The sequence below is a fragment of the Caldifermentibacillus hisashii genome (assembly GCF_039654145.1).
GTDB classification, from domain to species: Bacteria; Bacillota; Bacilli; order Bacillales; family Caldibacillaceae; genus Caldifermentibacillus; species Caldifermentibacillus hisashii.
Window position 1 is genome coordinate 1,266,763 of sequence record NZ_CP155467.1, and the last position, 26,532, is coordinate 1,293,294.

Sequence of the window (26,532 nt, forward strand, 5' to 3'; positions counted from 1 at the left end):
GGGTCTTTACAAAATATTAGAAAAATTTCCGTGCCATTCCTTGCCTGTATGGTGCCATAACTTTTAAATTTGATTTTGATATTGCGCAGCTGCAGTGAATAATGTTTTTGCTGCTATTAACATTCCTTGTTCATCAATATCAAATTTCGGGTGATGATGTGGAAAACAGTCTTTCTCATGAACTGGTTTTGCCCCGGTGAAAAAGAAAGTACCTTTCACATGCTGCAAGTAATAGGCAAAATCTTCACCGACCATCCGTTTCTCACATTCTATTACATTAGTGACTCCCGGTACATTTCCGGCACATTTGGCGAGAAATTCCGTCTCCTCTTTATGGTTAACGACAGGCGGATATCCTCGAAAATAATGGTAATCATATGTACAATCATTGGTGAGACAGCTGCTCTTAATCATTTTTTCAATGAATTGTTCAATCTGATTGCGAACTTCTTCGTTAAACGTCCGTACCGTTCCTGTTAACTCCACTTTATCCGGAATTACATTAAATGCATGTCCGCCATTTATTTGCCCAATGGTGACGACTGCAGACTGAATCGGATCAATGAATCGACTAACAATCTGTTGCAAATTTAGGACAAGTTGGCTGGCGGCTACTATTGGATCTTTGGCAGCATGGGGATAGGCTCCGTGTCCGCCTTTCCCGTTTATCGTAATTGAGAAGCGATCGGCGGCAGCCATAATCGGCCCCGTACGAAAAGAAATTTGTCCGACCGGTTCCGTAGACCATAGGTGAGTTCCAAATATAACGTCCACTCCGTCCAAACAGCCGTCTTCGATCATTGACTTTGCCCCGCCCGGAACATATTCTTCCGCATGTTGATGGATAAAAACATATTCCCCGGAAAGCTCATCTTTCAAATCGAAAATGATGCTGGCAACAGATAATAATGTCGCAGTATGTCCGTCATGACCGCAAGCATGCATCACGCCGGGAACGGTTGATTTATAAGGAACGTCTTTTTCATCTTGAATTGGTAAAGCGTCAAAATCTGCCCGCAATGCAACGGTTTTTCCCGGTTTAGCGCAACGGATACGGGCAACTACGCCATTTCCACCGACATTTGTTTGAACTTGGACACCTAAATTTTTATAAAAATTTGCGATATATTTTGCTGTCTCAAATTCTTTAAATGACAGTTCCGGATGTTGGTGCAAATATCTTCTTATTTTTACCATGTGATCATAATTTTTTTCCAATAATTGATAAGCTTTTTCCAACATATTCATCCCCCTGATTCGTATAGAATTATTCATCGATTTCATTCAGACCAATATAATATTCGTTCAAATAGGATGGTCCGGCATACATTTTTATTTTATTAACCTCAATACTTCTGTCTTTTTCGTCGGGGAAAGCAAATTCTTCCATATCTTTCCATGCCTTAAAAGCTTCTTTACTTTTCCAGAAGGTAATAATAAGATACGTATGATTTTTCATTGGCCGTAAAATGCGGGCTGCAAGAAATTCGTCTGCATTGTCCAATCTACGGGGGCGTTTGCTTAATTCATGTTCAAATACCGGAGAATCTTCATCTCTGACCGGAATATAGTGGAATAGTGCATATCCTTTGACCGGAACACTACCGGTAGATTCCAAGATTTCGTATTTTCTTGGCATTTGGAACACAGTTTTCCCGTTTGTTTCGTGGAACAATAGAGCATGATCAGACCCGTAGAACAAGGTAATGTTTTCTTTTTTGAATTTCTCGGCGATTTTTTGTAAAAAGTCTGCAGTACCTGTCGTTAAATAGACATATTTCATCATATTTCACCTCATTTTATGAGCATATTCGTTTTAAACAAATTGTCGTTAATGGTATGGTTAAATTAGAATGTAATCATTATTTTATTGCAAAATTTGATTTTAGCCAAACCGTTTAAGTTGATTCCACTCGTAGCGGTGTAGAGCGGATGATAGGCCCCTACTGAATACATGTCGGTTTTTAAAATGATTATTATAAAATAATAATGGTAATTTAACAAATTTATGACAAATATTAATGAAATCTATACAATGACCGTAAAAACATGTATAGTGATGATGGTCTATTTATAACTATTATAATTTAATAACAAAATTTTTCTAACTTTTTATTGAAAATATTTATTTGAACCATAGTACATACAATTGGTTTGGCAATGTTATAATCGAAACTTGCTACCAGCCCGATAAAAATACGAAAGGTGATTACTGTATATGTCCAGACTAAAAAATGACACTTTCTTAAAAGCTGCCAGAGGGGAAAAAACAAATCATATTCCGGTCTGGTATATGCGGCAGGCAGGACGGTCACAACCGGAATACAGGAAATTGAAAGAAAAATACTCTTTATTTGAAATCACCCATCAACCGGAACTTTGTGCCTACGTGACGAGACTGCCGGTTGAACAATATGGTGTAGATGCGGCTATTTTATATAAGGATATTATGACACCGTTACCTGCTATGGGTGTGAACGTTGAAATTAAAGGCGGGTTCGGTCCGGTCATTGATCAGCCGATTCGGACATACCAAGATGTTGAAAGATTGGGGCAAATCGATCCGGAACATGATCTCCCGTTTGTGTTGGATACGATCCGGTTATTAACAACCGAACAATTGACCGTCCCGCTAATCGGGTTTGCCGGGGCACCGTTTACTTTGGCGAGTTATATGATCGAAGGCGGTCCGTCGAAAAACTATAATAAAACAAAGGCGTTTATGTATGGTGAGCCTCGTGCTTGGTTTTTGTTAATGGAGAAACTGGCAGACATGACGATCGCTTATGTAAAAGCACAAATTCATGCCGGAGCCAGTGCAATCCAAATTTTTGATTCCTGGGTGGGTGCATTAAATGTTCAGGATTACCGGAATTTTATGAAGTCGACAATGTTACGGATTTTTTCTGAATTAAAAAAGGAAAATGTCCCGCTCATTTTGTTCGGTGTCGGTGCAAGTCACTTAATAATGGAATGGAATGATTTACCTGTTGATGTGATTGGACTGGACTGGCGGTTGGAAATTCGCGATGCCAGGGCGATGGGAATTACGAAAACCTTACAAGGAAACCTTGATCCCGCTGTCCTTCTTGCACCTTGGGAAGTAATTGAAGAGCGGGTGTCTGACATTCTAACTCAAGGTATTACACAACCGGGATATATTTTTAATTTAGGTCATGGAATCTTCCCTGATATAAAGCCGGAAACAATAAAACGGTTAACCCAATTTATTCATGAATTTAAACAATAACGGTGAAGGTCTGTAGTGATAATAGGACGGCTTTTCGGCAAAATAAATACGAGGTGATACGAATGAGCAAGAAAAAAATGGGGCTTCTCGTTATGGCTTATGGAACCCCGTATACAGAAGAGGATATTGAACCGTACTATACACATATTCGTCATGGCAGAAGACCCGCAGATGAATTAATTGAGGATTTAAAAAGTCGTTACCGGGCAATTGGCGGTATTTCACCACTGGCTGAAATAACAAAATCCCAGGCAGAAAAGTTAACGAAACATTTAAATCGAGTTCAAAATAAAGTTGAATTCCAATTGTTTATCGGTTTAAAACATATTCATCCGTTTATTGAAGATGCGGTAAAAGAAATGCATAAAGAAGGAATTACTGAAGCTGTCAGCATTGTTTTAGCACCGCACTATTCGACCTTTAGTATTAAGGGATATAATGAACGGGCGAAAAAAACAGCCGATAAACTCGGTGGAATCCAGATCGTTTCCGTTGACCAATGGTATGATGAACCGAAATTTATTGATTTTTGGGTAAATCAATTAAAAGCTACGATAGAAAAAATGCCGGAAGAAGAGCGCAATCATTCCGTTGTCATTTTCTCGGCACACAGCTTGCCGGAAAAAATTTTACAAGCCGGTGACCCGTACCCCGATCAATTAGCCATGACAGCAAAATTAATAGCTGAGAAAGCCGGTATTGATGCGTATGCTGTTGGTTGGCAAAGTGCCGGTCAAACAGCGGAGCCTTGGCTAGGTCCTGATGTGCAAGACCTAACAAAAGATTTACATAAGGAAAAAGGCTATAAAGCATTTATTTATTGCCCAATCGGGTTTGTTGCAGAACATTTGGAAGTCCTATTTGATAATGATACAGAATGCCAAATCGTCTGTGAAGAAATTGGAGCAAGCTATTACCGCCCGGAAATGCCAAACGATCACGATCAATTCATCGAAGCATTGGCAAATGTTATTTTAAACAGATTAAATGAATAAGGAATATAGAAAATGAAAAAAGCTGTCTCATCTGATTCTATTATGATGAGACAGCTTTTTAGTGTTCCACTTATAAGTTTACCTTTTAACTTTGCCTGTTTTCTGATTATTTTAAGATTAGTCCATATCTTTTAAGCCGATGCATTTATGGCAAACATTTCCATAACATTCATGTTGTTCCTCAATTTCTTCGCCGCATTTTTGGCAATACTTTGAAGGTAGGTTTTGGAAAAATTCGAGAATACTTAAAATCATTTGAATCGCCCCTTTTTTAATTTGTATTACCATTGTATTATAACAAGACGAAAAATGCAACTGTGTATTAAAACAAATTATTTATTCTATCCGCGAGTCAAAATTTGTTATCGAAAGATTTGGGGTAATGTGTGGTAGATAGATGGGTAGCCACTACGGTAATTTTGTCGACGTTAAAAAGAACCTTTAGATTAGGAAATAGTTCGAATAATGTAGTATAGTGAATTTTAGAATACTTGGTATAGGAGGTATCTTTTTTGAAATTAACCATTATTGGTCCGTGGGGCGGGTATCCGAAAGTGAATGAAGCGAGTGCCGGGTACATATTAGAGCATGACGATTTCAATCTTTTAATAGATTGTGGAAGCGGGGTATTGTCAAAACTTCAACAATATATAAAACCAACTGATCTTGATGCTTGTATCATTAGCCACTATCATCCCGATCATAACGCCGATATTGGTGTACTACAACACGCACTTTTAATTGACATGTACTTGACCGGGAATAAAAAAACACTTCCTATCTATGGTCACGATTTTGATAAGGAATCATTTGCAAAGCTTTCTTATAAAGATATTACAATCGGGATAGCTTATGATCCGGAAAATGAGTTGAAAATCGGTCCTTTTTCGATCCGTTTTTTACGCACTGTCCATCCCGTTCCGTGCTTCTCATTCCGAATTGAAGCGGATGGAAAGGTATTTGTGTTTACCGGTGACAGTGCTTTTCAAGAAGCATTTATCGATTTTGCAAAAGATGCAGCGCTTCTTTTGTCCGAATGTAATTTTTATGGTAACATGGATGGCAGTAGAGCCGGCCATATGAACAGTAGGGATGTAGGAAAATTAGCCGATCAAGCGCAAGTCCAAAGACTGATTTTGACTCATTTGCCTCATTATGGCAATCTTGAACAATTAGTTTCGGAGGCCGGTGAACGATACAAGGGACCAATTCACTTGGCCAAACTTGGGGATATATGGACGATATAGGAGGAGTCTTACATGCTGTACGTTGATAATAAAGGAATAAATGACCCGCAAATGAATCTGGCCATTGAGGAGTACATATTAAGAAATTTAGATATCAATGAGTCTTATTTACTTTTTTATGTAAACGGGCCGTCAATTATCATCGGTCGTAATCAAAATACGATTGAAGAAATTAATACCGAGTACGTTGAGGCAAATGATATTAAAGTGGTCCGTCGAATGAGCGGCGGTGGTGCGGTATACCACGATTTAGGCAACTTAAATTACAGTTTTATTACGAAAGATGAAGGCAATAGCATCCAAGATAATTTCAAAAAATTTACGAAACCGGTAATTGATGCGTTACGAAAACTAGGTGCCAATGCAGAATTGATGGGGAGAAACGATATTGAAATCGACGGTCGCAAAGTTTCCGGTACTGCCCAATTTGCAACGGGCGGCAGAATGTACACCCACGGAACTTTGATGTTAAACTCCAATTTGGATAATGTCACAAAAGCATTGAAACCGAAAAAGGAAAAAATTGAATCCAAAGGTGTTAAATCTGTTCGTGCTCGGGTCGGTAATATTTCCGAATTTATTGATCGGCAAATGACGATTGAAGAGTTTAAACAGTTTATTTTAGAAAATGTATTTGAAGCGGAAGGCAGTGAAATTAAAGAATACGTACTGACGGATGAAGATTGGAAAAACATCGAGGAATTATCAAAATTGAAATATCAAACATGGGAATGGAATTACGGAAAATCACCGAAATCCAATATTCAAAATTCAAAACGTTTCCCGGTTGGTACCATTGATGTTCGTTTACAAGTTGATAAAGGCAGTATTCAAAATGTGAAAATTTACGGGGATTTCTTTGGCTGGGGGGATGTAGCGGATATTGAAACAAAATTGAAAAACGTTCGCTATAATAAATCTGCCTTACAAGACGCATTAAAAGATATAGATATAAAGTATTACTTTGGCAATATCGAAATGGAAGATTTCTTAAATTTAATATACTGATTTTCAAAGGCTGTCCAAAGTGTTGACTTTCCTTTTTGGACAGCCTTTCTCTACTCTCAGCGGTTGTGTGGAGAGGAATCTATCAGCTTGCATTAGAAAATACTTGACACATAAATTTTTGCAATTATAATTAATTTATTACTAATTTGTTTTTTGAATATAATGGTTAACACCAAAACTGTAAAGCTTACACGCAAAGGATAATATTTGGGGTTGTACGAATGGCGGATTTTGCATAAAATTTCCGTCAAACGTTTTTTGGTGCTAATCAGATAAACTACTTTGGAGGGAAATGGTTAATGGGGAAGTTGAGAAAAAGTGTTTCTTTCATCTTGCTTGCGAGTCTGTTAATTCTTGCAGGTTGCACGTCAAATAAAGAGTCTTCATCCGGTGGAAACGGCGGCTCAAATTCGAAAAGTGGAGGAGGAGAAACATATACAATTGGAATCAGCCAATATGTGAATCACCCGTCTTTGGATGCGGCAACGGAAGGGTTTAAAAAAGCATTGAAAGAATCAGGGTTAAAGGTGAAATATGATGAGCAAAACGCTCAAAATGATCCGAATAATGCCAAAACCGTGGCACAAAATCTTGTTAACAGCGGGGTTGACTTAATTTTTGCCAATGCAACACCAAGCGCTCAGGCAGCTGCGGGTGCGACAAGCGATATTCCAATCGTATTTACCTCGGTAACCGACCCGATTGGAGCTGAATTAGTAAAATCAATGGAATCACCCGGAGGAAATGTGACGGGAACGGCAGATATGCATCCCGACTCGATTCCGAATACAATTAAATTTATTGATGAACAAATGGATGTAAAAAAAGTCGGAACAATTTATAATGCCGGTGAACAAAATTCAGTGAAACAAATCGATGAAATGAAAAAAGCGATAAAAGGTACTGATTTACAATTGGTCGAAAAAATTGTGGCTAATACTTCTGAAGTTAAGCAAGCTGCAGATGCACTTGTTGACAATGTTGATGTGATATATATTGTTACAGATAACACGGTTGTTTCGGGATTAGAATCCGTCATACAAGTTGCCCAGAGCAAGGATATTCCATTATTTGTCGGAGAATTGGACTCCGTTAAACGGGGTGGATTTGCTGCATACGGTTTTGACTATGCCGATATCGGTTATGAAGCCGGACAACTTGCAATTCAAATTTTAATGAATGGGAAGAAACCTAGTGAACTTCCTGCCCAATATCCGCAAAAATTGAAGCTGGTTATTAACAAAACTGCTGCTAAAGAAATGGGGATTCAATTAAAGCCGGAATGGGATGAATTGGCGGAATATGTTGAATGATATCGTGAAGAAGAAGCGTACCAAATTGGTTTAATGGGCAATCCATAGAGCATGGATTGAAGTTTCACCAAATATATTGTATAGCAATCTATAATAACGGAGTCAGTCATATATGTCTGTACTCCTTTATTATTTCATGGTCATATATTCTAGTAATCTTTTGAAATACAAACTTGTTTTGTGTTCTTTTTGTTACATGTGGATTTTAGGAGGGGTTGTTTTGGAAACGAATGTATTGGATAAACCTGCAAACCAATTTAAACTTGGTTTACAAGGCGGTGCTACAATTGCCATCGGGTATATGCCGGTTGCAATTACATATGGGTTTATTGCCAAAACAACGGGGCTGACTCTGGGTGAAACCATTTTAATGAGCCTCATTGTTTATGCGGGTGCATCCCAATATATGTCTCTGGATATGATTTCTAAACAGATTGGAGTCATTGAAATTATTTTGACGACGTTCATCGTTAATATTCGTCACTTGTTGATGAGTGCATCGTTAAACGAAAAAGTAGAGCAAGACAAACCGATCAAAAAGGCGCTTTATGCTTTCGGTATCACTGATGAAACTTTTTCTGTCACAGCGGTTCAGAAAGAAAAATTGACAACTGGTTATATGTTTGGACTAACGTTCATAGCTTATAGTAGCTGGGTTTGTTTTTCCGGTGTAGGCTATATTGTTGGTGCCAGTCTTCCTGAACTTTTTCAAGAAGGAATGTCGATTGCGCTTTATGCAATGTTCATCGGGCTGTTAGTGCCGTCGATGAAAGGGAGTAGGAAAGTTGTCTTTCTCGCAACAGTTGCTGCCTTATTTAATAGTTTATTTGTTATGACGGAAGTTTTGTCAACGGGTTGGGCAATTGTTTGTTCAACATTAATTTCGTCATGCCTTGTTGAACTCATTATTCTGTTGAAGAAAGGGAAGGAGGATGGACCGAGTGAATAGCCAAATTGTTTGGATGATTATTGGAATGGGACTGGCTACGTACATTCCGAGAATGATTCCCCTTGTTATCTTACAAAAATTGCAACTACCCGTGTTTTTGCAAAATATCCTGCAAAACGTCCCTTATGCGATTCTTGGTGCACTCATATTCCCAGGCGTATTTTTTATTCATGAGGACATCTGGTTCGGGGTTGTTGGTGCGGCGATTGCTTTTACCTTTGCCTCTTTTTTCTCGAATGTTGTTGTTGTCGTAATCGGGTCAATCTTTGCATTGTCTGTCGTTTCTTTTTATTTTTAATTTTTAATTTAGAAAAACAAGGGGAACATACAAAAGTGGGATACTAACAAATGGTTGGTGAATAGGTTGAGAAAGAAAATAATCCTCATCTTTTTGACATGTTATGTTTTATTTATCGGTTTTCTTTATTTGTATTTATTTAATTGGAACACGGGAGCGCTGTCGGCGGATGAAATTGGAACCGCAGTAGATCCGGCAACCTTCCTTACTGGAGAAGAACTGGTCTTGTCCGAGCAATATTCAAATATCCGGAATCTTTTGTTTTTCTTGGGAATTCCGTATGAATGGCTGTTTTATTTGCTCATTTTACTGCTTGGAATTGGAAAAGTTTTTGAAAAATGGGCAGAATCAACTTCAAAAAGATGGCTGTTTAAAAGTGCGATTTTCACCTTTTGTTTATCCTTTGCTTCTTTTTTATTCTTTTTTCCACTGGGATTTGTCGGCTACCGGTTATCAAAAAGTTACGGTCTTTCGAATGAAACGTTCCATGGTTGGATGCGGGATCAACTAATTGACTTTTGGATTGAATGGGTGTTTTTATTTATTATCGTCACATTCCTGTATTGGTTAATCAGGAAAAGTGAAAAACGCTGGTGGTTATATGCTTGGTTTCTCTCCATACCATTTACAGTATTTATGATGTTTATCCAGCCGGTTATCATTGATCCTTTATACAATGACTTTTATCCGTTAAAAGACAAGGCTTTGGAAGATAAAATTCTTTCGTTGGCAGCTAAGGCGGATATCCCCGCAGAGCATGTCTATGAAGTAAATATGTCGGAAAAAACAAATACGCTCAATGCCTATGTGACAGGAATCGGTTCGAATTCGCGAATTGTCTTATGGGATACAACATTAACGAAATTAGATGACGAGGAAATTTTGTTTATCATGGCTCATGAGATGGCCCATTATGTGGAAAAACATATTTATTTCGGGATTGCCGGTACTCTATTGTTATTATTGGCAGGGTTATTTATAACGGCAAAATTGTTGGACGTTTTATGTGATAAATATGGCGGGATATTGAGGATTTCTGACAAAACAAAACTTTCTTCTTTACCGCTTATTTTACTTATTTTATCGGTCTTGTCCTTTGCAGCAAGCCCGATATCCAATGCCGTCAGTCGTTATCAAGAAGAACGAGCCGACCGTTATGCCATTGAAATGACAAGAGATGTCGATGCAGGGATTTCAACTTTTCATGAATTAACAAGAGCAGGACTTAGTCAAGTAAATCCACCGAAACTTGTGAAATGGTTTCGATATGGCCATCCGACCATGAAGGAGCGGATTGAAATGATTGAAACATATGAGCAAAATAAGTAGATGCTGTTATTCAGGGTCCGGGCAAAAGAAAAGGTCCGGGCCTTAACTTTTTACTGGAATTGATTTTGTCGCAAAGCTTCATTATCGGTGGTTTAAACTGGATGGGGGAAACGAAGACCCAGAAAAAAACTGCTAAAACAGCAGTTAGAAGGTTGCTTGTAAAACTTAAGCTAAGCATTTAATTGTTCTTCTATTTCTGTCAATTGTTTTGCAAGAAGGAAAAATGATTCTCTATCACATTGATCAATTGCTTCATCAATTTTTTCTTTAATCACTCTTCTCTTTTCCTTTAAAAGAGCTTCTTGAATTAACAAATCGATGTAGACCGATTGAATAAATTTATCCTTTTGTTGTGTATTCTCTAATGATGCTTTTGTCAATTCAGCAAAAGAATTTTCCCTTTTCATAACGTTTCCTCCCCTCATTTTTTACTTCCCTTAGACTTCAGCCGACGAAAAATAATTATTAGTAACATTATATTCGTAAATGGGTAAAAACTCAACCTATTTTATCTAATGTTCAGAAAAAGTTTTAAATGGTGATTGTTATATTTATTTATAAAAATACAAAATGTCTATGGACTATATAGAAAAATCATGATAAAATAAAATTGTATGTGTGCTTAAAATAAAAAGGAGGAAATTATGTCGAAGAAAGTGGTAAAAACATGTTTTGAATTTCAATTTGATTCAATGATCATGGCCATCATCCCCGAGCAGTATGGCAGCAAATTATATTCAAGGGTATTAAAAACAGATGGAGAAGTGTTGATTCCGTACAGTCCCATGGAAGTTATAAAGAAAAGTTGTCATTTATATGCTTCCAGTTTTGAAGGAAGAAAAGAAGGGACAAAGGAGTTAATTGGTGTCACACATAAACCGCCCATCGTCATTGATCCGATTCAATCCATTTACTTTTTTCCGACTGCATCCCCGAAACAACGGCATTGTATGTGGATTTCCCACAGTCATGTTCTGGCCTATAATAATGCGGGAAGTCTGAATACGGAAGTTATTTTTACTAATAAAATGAGGCTTCAAGTTCCGATGTCATGCGGATCTTTTGATAAGCAAATGTTAAGAACGGCATTGTTAAAAACAAAAATTGACCCAAGATTTATTCAAGCTGAAAGAAACAGACAAATTTTGTATCAAAGGTTTGAACAAGGGCTTGAGGCAATGGAAAGAAGAAGTCATTATGACGTATCTTTGGACGAGCCTTTTGGACGATCATATTGGTCGTCAAATCGTTTAAATAAATAATTTGTCAATAAACTTTCAACGTAATTACGTAATCGCGGATTGAAATAACTGTGATATTCTTCATACCCCTTGTAAATGAACAGGTAAGTCGTAAATGTATCATCCCATTTCGTTTTTTGTACTTTCATCCCTTGCTTTTTTAACTCTCTTTTTACATAATATAATTCTTTATGGACAAGATTTAATATGTGTTCGACTAGTTCAATATATGGATTCGGCAGTTTGAACGGACTGCTTTTAAATACAGATAAATCTTTTTCCAATACTTTAATTAACATTGGGTAATAAATGGCTTTTTCTAATAAATCCCTGCTTTCTGAAGGAATCCTTGTCATTTTCCCTTCCTCCTCAAGAACAAAAGTTCGTATATACGAATATCTTATTAAAATTTCTTCTAAAATGCAAACCGCTATTACTGAAATCCCTCTCTTTTTTTATACGTTAAGAAAGTATAAATTTCCAGCAAAGAAGCGAATTCGACGTAGTTGGAAATTTTAAGAATTAAGTATAAGTGCAACTACGGCTCTGCTTTCGCCTAAAGGCTCGGCAATCGCCGAGTTTTCTTTACAAAACCGGCTAAAATCCGGAAAATTCAAATCATCCTTTTCCAATGATATAATTGGTTTTATTAACAAATGGTAAAATAAAATAAAAGGATTTTTTGATCTTTCTATTTTGGTCATATTTTATGATATAATTTTCTAAAAAACACTGAAGGGTTTCATCATACTGCTTGTAATCTGACCAAGGGAGATTTTATATGGATTTTTCGAATATGCAAGAAAACCTTATGGAATTAATTCAAGATTACCGTTCTTTTGGTCCAATACCCGGACTGGTTTTACCGATAATTGAAGCCTTCTTACCTTTTTTACCTTTATTCGTATTTGTGACTGCCAATGCAAGTGCATTCGGGTTGGGATGGGGTTTTTTGTTTTCATGGATTGGTGCATGTACCGGTGCGTTGATTGTTTTCTCAATTGTTCGGAAATATGGACAGAAACGGTTTTTAGCGTTTTTAAAAAATCATAAACAAGTGAAAAGACTTGTAGACTGGGTGGACAGGCATGGATTCGGACCTTTATTCCTGTTAATGTGTTTTCCGTTTACACCTTCTGCAGTCGTGAATATTGTCGCCGGTTTATCGAGAATAAGTATTTATCAATATGGTGTGGCGGTATTAGCAGGGAAAATGGTCATGATTTTTAGTATCAGCTATATCGGACATGATATCCCGTCATTAATCCATAATCCAAAAAAGACGATTATACTAGGGATTGTGATTGTCATTCTCTGGTATATTGGTAAGCGAATTGAGGCCCATCTGGATAAAAAAATAGAATCGGATCGAATCTCGAATTTGAAATCAAGGGAAAAGGGTGAGCAAGACGAATAATCGAGGCTCTTTCTGAAAATGTCGTTTAAAGTTATGTAAGGAGGCAGATGCGGATGTCACTGCGATTTGTTAGAGGTCGTTCCGGCAGTGGAAAAACAACTTTCTTGTTAAATGAAATGAAGGAATCATTGCAACAAAAACCTGACGGGAAACCAATCTTTTTGATTGTCCCGGACCAAATGACATTTTTAACTGAATATAAAATGGTGTCGCAACCGGATCTTAAAGGTATGATTCGATTGCAAGTATATAGCTTTACCCGACTTGCCTGGCGAATCCTTCAAGAAACAGGCGGGATTACCCGGCTACATATCAGTACGACCGGTTTAAATATGTTAATTCGGAAAATTGTTAATGAAAACAAAGAAAAGTTCCTTGTTTTCAAACAAAGTGCCGAAAAAAAAGGGTTTATTGATCATCTGGAAAAAATAGTGACAGAATTTAAGAGATACTGTATTACCCCATCGGAACTAAATAATGAGCTCGAAACCATTTCCAATGAACCGACACTGGAAGGAAAAATTCATGACCTAGAGCTGATTTATGAGCAATTTGAAAATACAATTAAGCAAAAATACTTAGCTTCAGAAGATTATTTAATGCTTTTGGCTGAAAAAATTAAGGAATCAGAAACACTAAAGGATGCCGAAGTTTTTATCGACGGGTTTTACAGTTTCACCCCACAGGAATATTTAGTCATCGAACAGTTGCTTAAAAGTGCAAGGAGGGTGACAATTGCCTTAAATGGTGAAAGAACTTATCGTGAAAGTTTACCGGGAGAATTTCATTTGTTCCGAATGACGGGAGAAACCTATGCGACCGTTTATGAGATTGCCAGGATTAACGGAATTGAAGTAGAGGAAGATGTCGCTTTAAATCAATCAGTACGTTTTCAAGATGAATCACTTGCCCATCTTGAAAAATATTATGAAGCGCTCCCGGTTCAACCATTTACAAAGGATGCCAATATTTACTTTTGTGAAGCTACTAACGCAAGGGCGGAAATTGAAGGAATCGGGAGGAAAATTGTTGCCCTCGTTCGCGATCGAGGGTACAGATATAAAGACATCGCCGTTCTTGTCCGAAACGGTCAAAATTACCAAGAACTGTTTGAGACGATTTTCCATGATTACGAAATACCTTATTATATTGATCAAAAGCGACCGATGCTAAACCACCCGTTAATCGAATTTATTCGTTCATCTTTGGAAATTATAACGAGCTATTGGCGCTATGATCCTGTTTTTCGTGCGGTTAAAACCGACTTGCTTTTTCCATTAAATGCAAATATTCATGTCATGCGGGAAAAAATGGACCGACTTGAAAATTATTGCTTGGCATACGGTATTCAAGGGGACAAGTGGACGCGGAAAGAACGCTGGCGCTATCGGAGGATTAGCGGACTGGATCGGGATTTTCCTCAAACCGATGAAGAAAAACAGTTTGAGCAAGAATTGAATGAATCCCGTTTGATGATCGCCGCTCCGATTAACCGTTTAGCAGGCAGATTGAAGAAAGCAAAGAACGGCAAAGAGCTTTGTACCGCTTTGTTTTTATATTTAGAGGAGCTTGATATACCTGCTAAATTGGAAAAAATGCAGCAAGATGCCGAGGAAAACGGGAAATTAATGCTAAGTCGTGAACATGGACAAGCCTGGGACGGAGTTCTCCAATTACTAGATGAATATGTTGAAATATTAGGAGATAAAGAACTATCGATTAAACAGTTTTCCGAAATCATTGAAGCGGGCCTTGAATCCCTACATTTTTCTTTAGTTCCTCCTGCGATTGATCAAGTGGTCATTGCCGACTTGGAATTATCAAGACTATCAGACATTAAGGCTGCGTTTGTCATCGGTATGATTGACGGAATTATGCCGATGAAATTTCAGGAGGATGGTATTTTGACCGATGAGGAAAGGGAAAAACTGCTCTCATCCGGTTTAACGCTCGCTCCTACCAATAAAATGCGCTTGCTGGACGAAGAATTTATCGCTTATAAGGCATTTACGACTCCGGCGGAACTTTTATTCCTTAGTTATCCGTTAGCAAATGAAGAAGGGAAAGCGTTAATCCCTTCACCGTATTTAAAACGTTTGGGAGAAATGTTCCCGAATGGAAACCATTTATTTTTTGGAAATGAGGTAAGTGAATTACCAACGGAAGAACAACTTGAATTTTTATTAAACCGGAAGCAGGCACTAACACATGTAACGTACCAGTTACAAGCTTACAAACGTCATGAACCTATTGATGCGATTTGGTGGGACGGATATAACCTGTTGATGACCGGCAGGGACAGAGACTCGGCTGTAAAGGTACTCTCAAGTTTATTTTATGAAAATAAAGCAAAACGGCTCTCAGCATCTACGGTTAAAGATCTCTACGGGGAAGAAATAAATGGGAGCATTTCAAGAATGGAAATGTTTAACCGCTGTCCGTTTTCACATTTTATGTCCCATGGTCTTCGTTTACAAGAAAGAAAGATTTACCGCCTTGATGCACCGGATATCGGTGAGATGTTTCACAGTGCACTGAAATATGTCGGAGATCAGGTAATGAAGGAAAATTTGTCTTGGGGAAAATTAACAAAAAGACAAATCCGGGCATTGGTTGCTGATGCGGTTACATATCTCGCTCCGAAGTTGCAAAACGAAATTTTATTAAGCTCCAATCGCCATCAGTATTTATTGCGGAAGTTGGAACGGGTTATTTTACGCGCGACCGAAGTCATTGAGGAACAGGCAAAATCAAGCAAATTTGTTCCGTATCGTATGGAATTATCATTCGGACCAAACGGAGATCTTCCACCGGTTTTGTTTCAATTAAAGAATGGAATGAAAATGGCATTAGCTGGACGAATCGACCGAATAGATAAGGCAGAGAACGAAAATGGTGTCTTTTTAAGAATCATTGATTATAAATCGAGCAGTCATGATTTAAACATCGGGGAAGTGTATTACGGCCTTGCTTTACAAATGCTTACGTACTTGGATATATTGGTTCGCTACTCAGAACAGCTCGTCGGTACAAAAGCTGACCCGGCCGGTGTCCTATATTTCCACATCCACAATCCAATTATTAAAAGTAAGAAGTTATTGACAATAGAGGAAATAGAAGAGTTAATTTTTAAAGATTTCAAGATGACCGGATTAGTTTTAGCGGATCCGGAAGTTGTTCGGATGATGGACCAAACATTGGAGCGTGGGGATTCAAAGATTATTTCCGCAGGTTTAAAGACAGATGGTACGCTAACAGCTCGTTCAAAAGTAGCAAATAAGGAAGACTTTTCCCATTTGCGGCAATATGTAAGGCAAGTATTTGAAAAGACCGGGAATGAAATCGTCGAAGGGAATGTCGATATTGCGCCCTATAAAATGGATGATCGAGTTCCTTGTACCTATTGCCCGTTTAAATCTGTTTGCCAGTTTGATCAGACGTTAAAGGAAAATAATTATCGAATATTACCTTCACTAAATAATGAGAATGCAATGGAGCGGGTTAAGGAGGTTGTGAAATCTTGAATATACCACAAAAACCGGCCGAGGCCATTTGGACAGATGACCAGTGGAAGGCAATCCATGCAAGAGACAGAGATATATTAGTGGCTGCGGCAGCGGGTTCAGGAAAGACGGCCGTTCTTGTCGAGAGAATTATTCAGCGAATTCTTGATGAAGAAAACCCGATAAATGTTGATGAATTACTTGTTGCCACGTTTACGAACGCTTCTGCTGCGGAAATGCGTCATCGCGTCGGCATTGCTCTTGAAAAGGAAATCGCGGCCCGTCCCGATTCCGTGCATTTACGGAGACAATTAAACCTATTGAATCATGCAACAATATCAACCTTGCACGCATTTTGTTTAGAAATTGTCCGAAAATATTATTATTTAATCGATATTGATCCGGGGTTTCGTATCCTTGATGAAACAGAAGGGATATTGCTTAAGGACGAAGCAATTGAAAGCCTGTTGGAAGAAGAGTACGGTAAGGAAAATAATGAGGCGTTTTTCAAAGTTGTCGATATGTATACCAATGACCGCAGTGACGTCGCTTTACAAGATTTAATTTTGAGATTATACGAATTTTCCCGAGCCAATCCAAATCCAGACAAATGGCTTGATGATTTAGTTGCCAATTATGATATTAAAGAAGGGCAATCGGTGGAAGATCTTCCGTTTATCAAGCCGCTATTATTTGATTTAGAACTGCAACTAAATGAAGCCAAAAGTTTTTTTGAGAAAGGTTTGGAACTGACGAAAGTACCGGGTGGACCGTATAAACGTGCGGAAAATTTCGAAAGTGATTTATTGCTTTTGGATTCAATTATCCGTGCGAAAAATGAATCATTTCAAGCTCTTTATGATATTTTTCAAAACATTAAGTTTACGACTCTTAAATCATGCAGAGGTGATGAATTCATTCCTGAACTGATAGAGGAGTCGAAAAACTTACGGGATCAAGGGAAAAAAATCATTCAAAAATTACAAGTGGACTTGTTCTCCAGAAAACCGGAAACATTTTTAAAAGATATGCAGGAAATGAAACAACCGGTTGAGACATTGGTTCGCCTAGTTAAATCTTTTGCAGAAAAATTTGATTCGTTGAAGAGAGAAAAAGCCGTTGTTGATTTTTCTGACCTTGAACATTTTGCGCTTCGAATACTTGGACAAACGGATGAATCCGGTATTCTTCGGCCGACCGAGGCAGCCCTTGCCTATCAGAAGCAGTTCAAAGAAGTTTTTATTGATGAATATCAAGATACGAATATGGTGCAAGAAACCATCCTTCAATTGGTGAAAAAACCTACGGAAGAAAATGGAAATCTATTTATGGTCGGGGATGTTAAACAGTCTATATACCGGTTTCGGTTAGCTGAGCCGAATCTATTTTTACAAAAATATTTATCTTTTACCCATGATGGAATAGACCATGGTCTTCGGATTGATTTAGCGCAAAATTTTCGCAGCAGACAGGAAATTTTGGATGCAACGAACTTTTTGTTTAAACAAATAATGGGGGTTCAAGTCGGAGAAATTGAATATGATGAAGCGGCAGAATTGAAAAAAGGTGCCGCCTATCCGGAAGATGAGCCCTATCCCGTTGAACTGACAATTCTTTATCGAGAGGATGATGAAGAGGATCAATTGGAGAAGAATGAGGATAAAACAGAGGACCATGACACTGAGACGGTTTCATTTACAGAAGAAGAATTACAACAATCGGAAATGGAATCCCGATTTGTAGCGAAAAAGATCCGGGAGCTCATCGATAGTGAAAAACAAGTTTATGATGCAAAGAAAAAAATGTATCGACCGCTTCAATACCGGGATATTGTTATTTTGCTTCGTTCCTTTACTTGGGCACCGCAATTTATGGAAACACTGAAGGAATACGGTATACCCGCCTATGCAGAGCTGGCGGGAGGATATTTTCAAGCTTCCGAAGTGTCGATTATGCTTGCTTTATTGAAAGTTATTGACAATCCCTATCAAGATATTCCGTTAGTTTCAGTTCTTCGCTCACCGATTGTCGGATTACATGAAGAAGAGCTTTCCCGGATTCGAATCATTGATCGAAAGGTGAGCTTTTATGAAGCGGCAAAAAAATTTGAACGGATAAGAGGAAAAAATGAATTTGAGGAATCAATTATTTACAAGTTAAATCTGTTCTTTTCCCAGTTGAAAAAATGGCGTACGCAAGCAAGGCAAGGTTCTTTATCTGATTTAATCTGGCAATTGTACCGAGATACCTACTTTTACGATTATGTCGGCGGTTTACCCGGGGGAAGACAGCGACAAGCGAATCTGCGTGCTTTATATGATCGGGCACGGCAATATGAATCGACTTCTTTTCGCGGTTTGTTCCGGTTTTTGCGCTTTATTGAACGAATGCAAGAGCGTGGTGATGATCTCGGGGTTGCGAGAAGTTTAGGGGAAAAAGAAGATGTCGTCCGGATCATGACGATTCACAGCAGTAAGGGATTAGAATTTCCGGTCGTATTCATTGCCGGTCTTGCTAGGAAATTTAATATGAAGGATTTGACTAAACGTTACTTATTCGATAAGGAATATGGATTTGCAACGGAATATATCAATCCGGAAAAGCAAATTGTCTACCCGTCTCTGTTTCAAATGGCTCTGCAAAGAAAAAAACGGCTTGAATTAGTAGCGGAAGAAATGCGTGTGCTTTATGTTGCCATGACACGGGCAAAGGAAAAACTTTATCTCATTGCCTCAAGCAAAAACAAAGAAAAATTACTGGCTAAATGGCAAAAGTATCTGGAAGAAACAAATTGGTTATTAAATGATTTTGATCGTATGGAAAGTAAAAATTATTTGGACTGGATCGGTCCGGCCTTAATCCGCCATCGCGATGGGGAGGAATTGCGTTTACACTCGTCCGACCGTTTGGATAATGAAACTGTACAGGAAATTGTTAACCATTCGTCCCAATGGAAGATTCATTTGATACCAAGTCAACAATTGGTAAGTACAGAAAATGGAGAAAATGCCGGTGATCATTTCTTAACTTTTGTGAAACAGGGAGAGTTGGTTCCTGTTGAGTCTGCATATAAAGAGCAAATTTCTCATCAGTTGAACTGGCAATATCGCTACCAAGCGGCAACCGTGCATCGCAGCAAACAATCTGTCTCGGAAATCAAACGACTGAAAGAAATACGTGATGAATATAGTGGTGAAGAACTAATCCGACCGTTTAAAAAGCCTATTACAAAAAGGCCCAAGTTTATGCAGGAAAAGACGTTGACTCCTGCAGAAAAGGGAACAGCCATGCACTTAGTCATGCAACATATTGATTTACGCAGGATGCCAACTGTCGAATCGTTAACAAACCAAATTTTTTATATGCAAGAGAAAGAATTGCTGACAGAAGATGAGGCAAATATGATTCATCTGGAAGAGATTGTTCAATTTTATCATTCAGATTTAGGGCAAAGAATATTGGCGGCCGACTGGGTGAAACGAGAAGTTCCGTTCAGCTTTACTGTACACCCGAAAGAAATTTATCCCGATTGGTCGGAAGGGGATGACCCGGTTTTTGTTCAAGGGATCATTGATTGTTTATTTAAAGATAAATCCGGTCTTGTTTTGGTCGATTATAAAACGGATCAAATCAGTGACCGATTTACAAAGGGGTATGATGAAGCAAAGCCGGTATTATTACAACGTTATCAAACACAAATCGATTTATATCGGAGAGCGGTTGAAACCATATTGGCAGTTCCCGTAACGGATGCATACTTATACTTTTTTGACGGTGGCCATATATTGCCGGTTAAGTGAAATACACCCGTACAGGATACATAAATAACCTGTACGGGTTTTTATTTCACCTAAAAGGCGGTCCAAGACCCTCACCTCAAGATTTTCGAGTTTACAAAGAAGATAGGTGGGGACGGGATGGCCGCATGTGTCCGATTGGTTCAACTAACAATCAGTGGGGGGATGCCCCACTGATTGAAGTTTCACGATAGCTAAGTTTTACTAATTATTCTGTCCGGAAGGTTGGTCTACTAGATCAGGGTCGACGGCATTCGTTGCACTAAATCCATTATTTGTAATGGAAAGTCCTCCAATATTCCCTGAACCGGAGCCTTGATTTTGTTTCGTATTCGACTTTGGTGCAATATTCAATGTGTCGCCAAAATTAACAACACCACCGCCTATATTAATAAGTTGAATCGAACCGATGATGGCTGGCATGTTTACCATCCTTTATCATAAGGTTTAAGCTTTCAAACACTACTTCCTTATAATTTATGAAAATTGACGCAATATGTTCTTATTCCGTTTGATTTGTTGCTTTCTGAATATTTTCAGGCTCGGCAATTTGTCTAATCTCTTTTCGGCGATTTTCTAAATAAATATTTTTATTACTGCCAATCTGAATAATAGATGAACTCGTTGCCCCTAAAATATTTATTCGGTTAACAACAATACAACCACACATATGTTGGTTCCGATAATAAATTTGCTGATCTATTGGAGGAAGTATAAGCGGTAGAGAAAAAATGCCGTAATTTATTACATCACCTTCATTTTCTAAAAACAACTCTTTATCGCGTTTAACCGCAAATGTGTCGCTTTTGGCGTTAATAATGGTGCTGTCGCCAATGAGTAAATGTGAGGAAAAAGTAAGAATTTGTATGCCTATTCTTTCCACCTTTGATATACGTTTTAACATATTAACGTGTCGCTATAGGGACGAATGGACCAATTAACAAGGAAGATGAAGGTGAATCATAGGCACACACCATTTGCATCGAATCTGTGTCTCCTACTAAAACAGCAGAGGAGCTGGCAATCGCAATAATATTTATATTCACTACATGCAAATCGTGATTAATCACTTCCAAGATCATTCTTTTCCTCTCCCTTTTGTCCTTTCATTGGAAATTGGCGTAAAAAAGCGTATATAGCTTGTTGTATGTCGTGAATAGTCATTTGATAAATTTCTTGTTCTTCCTCGTTAACAGAAAAATTGCGACGATTTTTGGCTAATTTTTGTGAATAAAAGGCTAGTCTCTCCGGCAGTTGCCTGCGAATATCTTCTTGAATAAATGCTGCATAGGATTCATCCAGTTCAAGTCCCATTTCTTTTTTTGCTTTTTCAATAAATAATGGAAGCTCTTTTTCTAAATACGTATTTAATTTGTCTTGTAATTGGTTTAGTTGCACCTTACTTTTTTCACTTTGTTCTTTGCGGAAATGGGGTGTTGGAATTGAGAATTCATCCATTCCTTGAAGGTCTTGCGGGTTCAAGCCAATATTCAATGTCCCGTCCAATCGTTCAATTTTCAACTGATCAAAATGGTAGTCGATTCTTTCCACATTTATTGGCGGCTGATTTTTTAGTGTTTCAATCGTTTTCGCAAAATCGGCATGAGCCTTTTCTAATTTTGTTAATTTTTCTTCATGCCTTTTCAGTTGTGAGGCAAGTTGATTTATAAATGTATAGAAATCATTTTGCAACGACATCACTTCCTTATGCAGTTTGAATATGGAGAAAGAATAGTTGTTCCATTAAAGTAGCAATTTATCTCTGTCCTGCTCCCTGTACCGGAATGGTGAGAGGTTGTGCCGCAGTTGTACTGGTAAACCCTTCGTAGTTCGGTTCCGGTGCATCACCGGTAAATCCTCCGGTATTATATGCTTCTGTTATCGCGCTAATCTTTCCGGCAGTGCCAATTTGTAAAACCGAGGAGTTCGCAATGCTATTAATTCGCAGTATATTAATTTGAATCGTTTGTTGAACATAAATATTCATTTTTTTCACCTGTTTGTCTTCTTATGATTATTTCGGTTAGACATTAAAACTGTTCGGTTGGTCGACTACATCGCGGTCATAGGTATTTGTGTTGCTGCGATGGTTATATACATAAAGCTGCTCGGCCGTATTAAATGAACCTGCACCTGCAAATGTTTTGTTCATTGTATAGGGACTAATTTGATATACATCCCCCACATTAAAAACACTACTGGATCCGATTGAATTTACGTTGACAATTCCGACTACTGCAGGCATATTGCTCACTTCCTAACCCGTTTTCCCTTTATCCACCTAGCGGGCAGTAAGACTCACCTCAAGATTTTCGAGTTTACAACGAAGATAGGTGAGGAGCGAACTGCCCACATGCGTCCAATTGGTTCAAATAACCCATCAGTGGGGATAAAGAGCCCCCCTGATGGAAGTTTCACTTTATTGTATGATTCATTAAAGGAAAGGTGCTATAAGTGCCTATATTTTGTACGTTAAGAAATGAAGAATTTCCAGCAGAGATGTAAATTCGATCTAGTAGTAGTAAATTTAAGATTTATTGTTTTGTCCCATAGCACACGATTTGGACAATTCTATGGGCCATTTCGGCTTATTTCTCAATTAAATTCGTCCAATATGAAAATATACCAATTATTATCATTTAAACCAAACTTATGATAATATGTAAAAAGGGAAATGATGATTTGCGCCGAAAGGGTTAATCAAGAAAATTCATACAAAATAGAGTTCCTACAAATATTAATTAAATGATTAGCACCCAAAAAGGTTTTAAGGAAAGATTTGCGCCAAATATAGTACTAACAATTTTTATCAAGACACAAAATATTGCCATTTAAGCGTAAATGTTTTTGAAAAATGGGCTTTTTGGGTGATAACCATTAAATTTCCTGAAAAAACCTTTTTGGGTGTTAATCGAATTATTAATTGGGAGGAATTAAAAAATGACACATCTGCATATTACATCTTGGGTGGTTGCCATCATTTTATTTATCGTAGCTGTCCTTTTGACAAAAAATAAAAATGAAAAGCCTGCAAAAATCGTCTCGATGATATTACGTCTATTTTACTTGTTCATAATTGGAAGCGGTATTCAATTATACTTTCTGGTTGATCCATCCTCGGGCTATCATATAAAAGCTCTTCTCGGAGTTTTAGTTATTGTATTTATGGAACTGGTTCTTGCGGGCATCAAAAGGGGTAAATCAACAACGATTTATTGGATTTTATGGTTTGTAATTTTGGCAGCAACCATTTATATGGGATTCACTTTACCACTCTAAAGGTCAATGAACTTTAATAAGATTACATAAAAAGATTAGGAATCATCTGAAACGATATATATCGGTGAACCGAGATTAAGAGAATTGTCGTATTTTGTCAATTCTTTTCTTTTTTTCGTTACAAATTCACTTAAATATGCTATTTTTATAGTTGTAACATATTTAATGACACTTTTTCATATGACAAAAGCAGGTGAAAGCTGTGGTAGAGACATACAATTATGAGTTTATTGATAAAGAGCAGCTTAAAAATTTTATTGAAAAACATCGTTTACGATTGTATACAAATATACTGGCGCAGATTTTTGTCGGAAATGGGACTTGGAAGGAAATACAAGAAATTCAATTCATCATGAAAGAACTTTTACCGGATGTACAGTTGATTGGATGCACATCATCTGCGGCCATTCTGGATGGAAAAATTGTGGAAGGAAGAACAGTAATAAACTTCACTCTTTTCGAACATACAAAGGTTGAGACAGGACTTATTCAAATCACGGATCATGATAAAAAGGTTGAAACGGATAATTTGGACTTAAAAACGATTATTGCCTACACGACGCATCCATCGATCCAGACCCGTGATTTTTTTAACGATATTCCCGCTGAAAAAGAAGTAATCGTTGCAGGAGGCAGTGCAACGAATACATCCGACAAGGAAGTTTTGGTGTTCACGTCCGATAGTGTAACCTCTAATGGTATTGTTTTTGTAAAACTCTATAATCCTAATTTATTTATAGATACATACCATAATATCGAATATAGTAAAGTCGGTGAGTGTATTAAGATTACGGAAGCGGAAAATGATCGAATTTTATCTATCAATAATGAAAAGCCGATAAGATTTTTTGAACAGAGTTTTGGTTTCAATCTAAAAGACTTTCATCAGGCCGGTTGTGAGTTACCTTTCATTTTTTTAAAAAATGGTGAAGACAAATTTTGTTTTATAAAAGACATATTACCGGATGGGGCAATGAGGGCAAGCTTGGAATTACGTTCCGGTGATGAATTATTTTTGGTCTATTTTGACTTGGCACGTATGATCGAAAGTAGTTTACTGCAATTAAACAGGCTGGCGAATGATTCCGTTGAAACGGTTTTTACATTTATAAATATGAGGAGAAAAACTCTGTTTGAATCATTTACAAGCCAGGAATTACATCATTTACAAGCGTTGGGTGAAGTGTCAGGGCTGATCACTTTAAGTGAAGGAATGTCGGGAAGTGTCAAAGATGTGACGACGAATTTTTCTGTTTCCGCAATAGCTTTATCAGAAACCGATAAACTCCTGGATGCTAGTAAAAAAGATGTTGAAATAGCAATCTCAGAAATTAGCTCAGAACGCGAAACTGAAACACCGCCGGCTGCAAAAAGAAAAGAGTTTTATTATCATTTCACTTCAGAGATGAGTAAGCAATTATACTTTGCAAATACAATGAAACTTGTAACAAAACAACTGGCTTGCCTTTCCTGCTCGTTGGAAAAAGCCAATCGAATGCTCTTTTATGATAAAGATACTGACTTGCCCAACCGGTTAAAAATTACCGAAACGGTAGATAACTTAATTTCAGACAGTGTAAACAAAAAGTTTGCTGTTCTTTTTATTGATATTGACCGCTTTAAATTAATTAATGACAGTTTTGGCCATTATGTCGGTGATATGGTTATTGGTATAATTGCCAATCGATTAAAATCTTTGCTTACAGATGATATATTTATCGGTCGTTTCGCAGGTGATAAGTTTACTGTCATTTTAAGAAAAGAACTGGATGCAAAGCAAATAATGATCTTGGCAAATAAAATATTATTATCTATTTCAGAACCGCTTGAATATGAAGGCCAGGAGTTTGCCATATCGGCCAGCATCGGTGTAAGTTACTATCCGGATGACGGGAACGATACAGAAACAATTTTAAGAAATGCGGATACGGCGATGAACCGAGCGAAAAAGTATGGAGGAAACCAAATTATATTTTTTGCCAGTGAAATGAATGTACAAATTAAATATAAGTTTGAGTTGGAGAATTATTTGCGGCGGGCAATTGAAAAAAAGGAATTGTTTTTATTATATCAACCGGTTGTAGACTTACAGACAGGTCAAATTAACGGGAGTGAGGCATTAATCCGCTGGAATCATCCAAACCTGGGGTTGATCTCACCGATGGAATTCATCCCGATTGCCGAGGAAACGGGGCTGATTCATGAAATTGGAAAATGGGTGCTCATGGAAGGGTGTAGGCAAAATCAAGAATGGTTTGACAAAGGCTATGATGAATTGTTTATCTCTATTAACGTCTCCGCCCGTCAATTTTTGCATCCAACATTTGTAGAACATTTACATGAATCACTACAATATTCCGGAATGGATCCGAAAAAACTACATTTAGAACTTACGGAAACCGGTATGATTGATAATGTTGAAAAATCCATTGCAATTATGCAAGAAATCCAAAATTTAGGGGTAAGAATATCCATTGATGATTTTGGGACAGGCTATTCTTCACTCAGTTATTTAAAAAATTTACCTATCGATACATTGAAAATCGACCGTTCTTTTATTAATAACTTTACATCTGAAACGGTGGACTACTCCATTGTGAAGGCCATTATTACGATGGGTAACGGTCTGTCAGTGAAAGTAGTGGCAGAAGGAGTAGAAACCTATGAGCAGTTAATTGAATTGAAAAAAATGAACTGCGATTATGCACAAGGTTACTATATTGAAAAACCGGTATACCCTGACCGTTTTATTGAAATTATGAACAACAAAAAATTTCAAATTTCTTAAGTTGATTAATTGTGATTTGTGAAAAAGGCTGTATTAGGTCAAAAACCTGTACAGCCTTTTATAGCTAATCGTGGGGATATTTATAAAGTCCAATTTTAAAGGTGATTTTAGGATCGTC

The 26,532-nt window shown here is 37.6% G+C and carries 25 protein-coding genes; 14 read left to right on the top strand and 11 right to left on the bottom strand.

Annotated features, from left to right (window positions below; all coding sequences use genetic code 11):
- Positions 1-63 precede the first annotated feature (63 nt).
- Positions 64-1,242: a M20 family metallopeptidase gene (locus tag NSQ14_RS05925; protein ID WP_346216977.1), complete on the bottom strand. Its 1,179-nt coding sequence runs from the start codon at positions 1,240-1,242 to the stop codon at positions 64-66.
- Positions 1,243-1,267: 25 nt separating this feature from the next.
- Positions 1,268-1,783, bottom strand: a complete 516-nt coding sequence (locus tag NSQ14_RS05930; protein ID WP_346216978.1) for an antibiotic biosynthesis monooxygenase — start codon at positions 1,781-1,783, stop codon at positions 1,268-1,270.
- 435 nt (positions 1,784-2,218) lie between these two features.
- Between NSQ14_RS05930 and hemE the strand changes: the two genes are divergently transcribed.
- Positions 2,219-3,250, top strand: coding sequence for a uroporphyrinogen decarboxylase (hemE, locus tag NSQ14_RS05935; RefSeq protein ID WP_342014796.1), 1,032 nt, complete (start codon positions 2,219-2,221; stop codon positions 3,248-3,250).
- A gap of 62 nt (positions 3,251-3,312) precedes the next feature.
- Entirely contained in the window at positions 3,313-4,245 is a 933-nt protein-coding gene (gene hemH, locus NSQ14_RS05940; RefSeq protein ID WP_227091244.1) for a ferrochelatase, read from the top strand.
- A gap of 117 nt (positions 4,246-4,362) precedes the next feature.
- Here the strand turns inward: hemH and yhfH are convergent, their stop codons facing one another.
- Positions 4,363-4,500, bottom strand: coding sequence for a protein YhfH (yhfH, locus tag NSQ14_RS05945; protein WP_072012652.1), 138 nt, complete (start codon positions 4,498-4,500; stop codon positions 4,363-4,365).
- Positions 4,501-4,757: 257 nt separating this feature from the next.
- Here yhfH and NSQ14_RS05950 point away from each other — a divergent pair, with 257 nt between their 5' ends.
- From NSQ14_RS05950 to NSQ14_RS05975, 6 genes are all read left to right on the top strand, one after another.
- Positions 4,758-5,492, top strand: coding sequence for an MBL fold metallo-hydrolase (locus NSQ14_RS05950; protein ID WP_041846023.1), 735 nt, complete (start codon positions 4,758-4,760; stop codon positions 5,490-5,492).
- Between the two features lie 12 nt (positions 5,493-5,504).
- Positions 5,505-6,500, top strand: a complete 996-nt coding sequence (locus NSQ14_RS05955; RefSeq protein ID WP_251242174.1) for a lipoate--protein ligase — start codon at positions 5,505-5,507, stop codon at positions 6,498-6,500.
- Between the two features lie 299 nt (positions 6,501-6,799).
- On the top strand, positions 6,800-7,813 hold the full coding sequence (locus tag NSQ14_RS05960) for an ABC transporter substrate-binding protein (RefSeq protein ID WP_342014799.1): 1,014 nt from the start codon (positions 6,800-6,802) through the stop codon (positions 7,811-7,813).
- 220 nt (positions 7,814-8,033) lie between these two features.
- On the top strand, positions 8,034-8,762 hold the full coding sequence (locus NSQ14_RS05965) for an AzlC family ABC transporter permease (RefSeq protein WP_346216979.1): 729 nt from the start codon (positions 8,034-8,036) through the stop codon (positions 8,760-8,762).
- Entirely contained in the window at positions 8,755-9,060 is a 306-nt protein-coding gene (locus NSQ14_RS05970) for an AzlD domain-containing protein (protein WP_034769071.1), read from the top strand. Before NSQ14_RS05965 ends, NSQ14_RS05970 begins: the two co-directional genes overlap by 8 nt.
- A 66-nt stretch (positions 9,061-9,126) precedes the next feature.
- Positions 9,127-10,389, top strand: a complete 1,263-nt coding sequence (locus NSQ14_RS05975; RefSeq protein WP_052514558.1) for a M48 family metallopeptidase — start codon at positions 9,127-9,129, stop codon at positions 10,387-10,389.
- A gap of 170 nt (positions 10,390-10,559) precedes the next feature.
- Here NSQ14_RS05975 and NSQ14_RS05980 read toward each other — a convergent pair whose 3' ends face one another.
- Positions 10,560-10,796, bottom strand: a complete 237-nt coding sequence (locus NSQ14_RS05980) for an IDEAL domain-containing protein (RefSeq protein WP_034769073.1) — start codon at positions 10,794-10,796, stop codon at positions 10,560-10,562.
- A 237-nt stretch (positions 10,797-11,033) separates the two neighbouring features.
- Between NSQ14_RS05980 and NSQ14_RS05985 the strand changes: the two genes are divergently transcribed.
- Positions 11,034-11,651 (top strand): competence protein ComK, encoded by a 618-nt coding sequence (locus NSQ14_RS05985; RefSeq protein WP_251242172.1) that lies wholly within the window; start codon positions 11,034-11,036, stop codon positions 11,649-11,651.
- Here NSQ14_RS05985 and NSQ14_RS05990 read toward each other — a convergent pair.
- Complete coding sequence (locus tag NSQ14_RS05990) at positions 11,585-11,986, bottom strand: hypothetical protein (RefSeq protein WP_034769075.1); 402 nt, start codon at positions 11,984-11,986, stop codon at positions 11,585-11,587. The two genes, NSQ14_RS05985 and NSQ14_RS05990, sit on opposite strands and share 67 nt — an antisense overlap.
- 425 nt (positions 11,987-12,411) lie before the next feature.
- On the opposite strand from NSQ14_RS05990, the gene NSQ14_RS05995 reads away from it, so the two are divergent.
- From NSQ14_RS05995 to addA, 3 genes are read left to right on the top strand one after another with little or no spacing between them, the layout of a single operon-like run.
- Entirely contained in the window at positions 12,412-13,047 is a 636-nt protein-coding gene (locus NSQ14_RS05995; RefSeq protein WP_034769077.1) for a TVP38/TMEM64 family protein, read from the top strand.
- A gap of 53 nt (positions 13,048-13,100) precedes the next feature.
- A complete protein-coding gene (gene addB / locus NSQ14_RS06000; protein ID WP_346216980.1) occupies positions 13,101-16,571 on the top strand; it encodes a helicase-exonuclease AddAB subunit AddB in 3,471 nt (1,156 codons plus the stop codon).
- Positions 16,568-20,350, top strand: coding sequence for a helicase-exonuclease AddAB subunit AddA (gene addA / locus NSQ14_RS06005; RefSeq protein WP_346216981.1), 3,783 nt, complete (start codon positions 16,568-16,570; stop codon positions 20,348-20,350). The genes addB and addA overlap by 4 nt, the downstream gene beginning before the upstream one ends.
- A 201-nt stretch (positions 20,351-20,551) precedes the next feature.
- On the opposite strand, the gene NSQ14_RS06010 is transcribed toward addA, so the two are convergent.
- The 6 genes from NSQ14_RS06010 to NSQ14_RS06035 form a co-directional block, all read right to left on the bottom strand.
- Entirely contained in the window at positions 20,552-20,770 is a 219-nt protein-coding gene (locus NSQ14_RS06010) for a spore germination protein (RefSeq protein WP_034769082.1), read from the bottom strand.
- A gap of 79 nt (positions 20,771-20,849) precedes the next feature.
- On the bottom strand, positions 20,850-21,251 hold the full coding sequence (locus NSQ14_RS06015; protein ID WP_034769084.1) for a spore germination protein GerPE: 402 nt from the start codon (positions 21,249-21,251) through the stop codon (positions 20,850-20,852).
- Between the two features lies 1 nt (position 21,252).
- Positions 21,253-21,429 (bottom strand): hypothetical protein, encoded by a 177-nt coding sequence (locus NSQ14_RS06020; protein WP_034769086.1) that lies wholly within the window; start codon positions 21,427-21,429, stop codon positions 21,253-21,255.
- Positions 21,410-22,039, bottom strand: coding sequence for a spore germination protein GerPC (gene gerPC, locus NSQ14_RS06025; RefSeq protein ID WP_051989032.1), 630 nt, complete (start codon positions 22,037-22,039; stop codon positions 21,410-21,412). Before gerPC ends, NSQ14_RS06020 begins: the two co-directional genes overlap by 20 nt.
- Before the next feature lie 64 nt (positions 22,040-22,103).
- Positions 22,104-22,334, bottom strand: coding sequence for a spore germination protein GerPB (locus NSQ14_RS06030; protein ID WP_034769088.1), 231 nt, complete (start codon positions 22,332-22,334; stop codon positions 22,104-22,106).
- A gap of 36 nt (positions 22,335-22,370) precedes the next feature.
- The gene (locus NSQ14_RS06035) at positions 22,371-22,592 is read right to left on the bottom strand and encodes a spore germination protein (RefSeq protein ID WP_034769090.1); all 222 of its coding nucleotides are present in this window, start codon (positions 22,590-22,592) and stop codon (positions 22,371-22,373) included.
- Between the two features lie 695 nt (positions 22,593-23,287).
- Between NSQ14_RS06035 and NSQ14_RS06040 the strand changes: the two genes are divergently transcribed.
- Both NSQ14_RS06040 and NSQ14_RS06045 read left to right on the top strand, forming a co-directional pair.
- Positions 23,288-23,626, top strand: a complete 339-nt coding sequence (locus NSQ14_RS06040) for a YisL family protein (RefSeq protein ID WP_034769092.1) — start codon at positions 23,288-23,290, stop codon at positions 23,624-23,626.
- Between the two features lie 202 nt (positions 23,627-23,828).
- Complete coding sequence (locus tag NSQ14_RS06045) at positions 23,829-26,414, top strand: EAL domain-containing protein (protein WP_052514560.1); 2,586 nt, start codon at positions 23,829-23,831, stop codon at positions 26,412-26,414.
- Positions 26,415-26,532 lie beyond the last annotated feature (118 nt).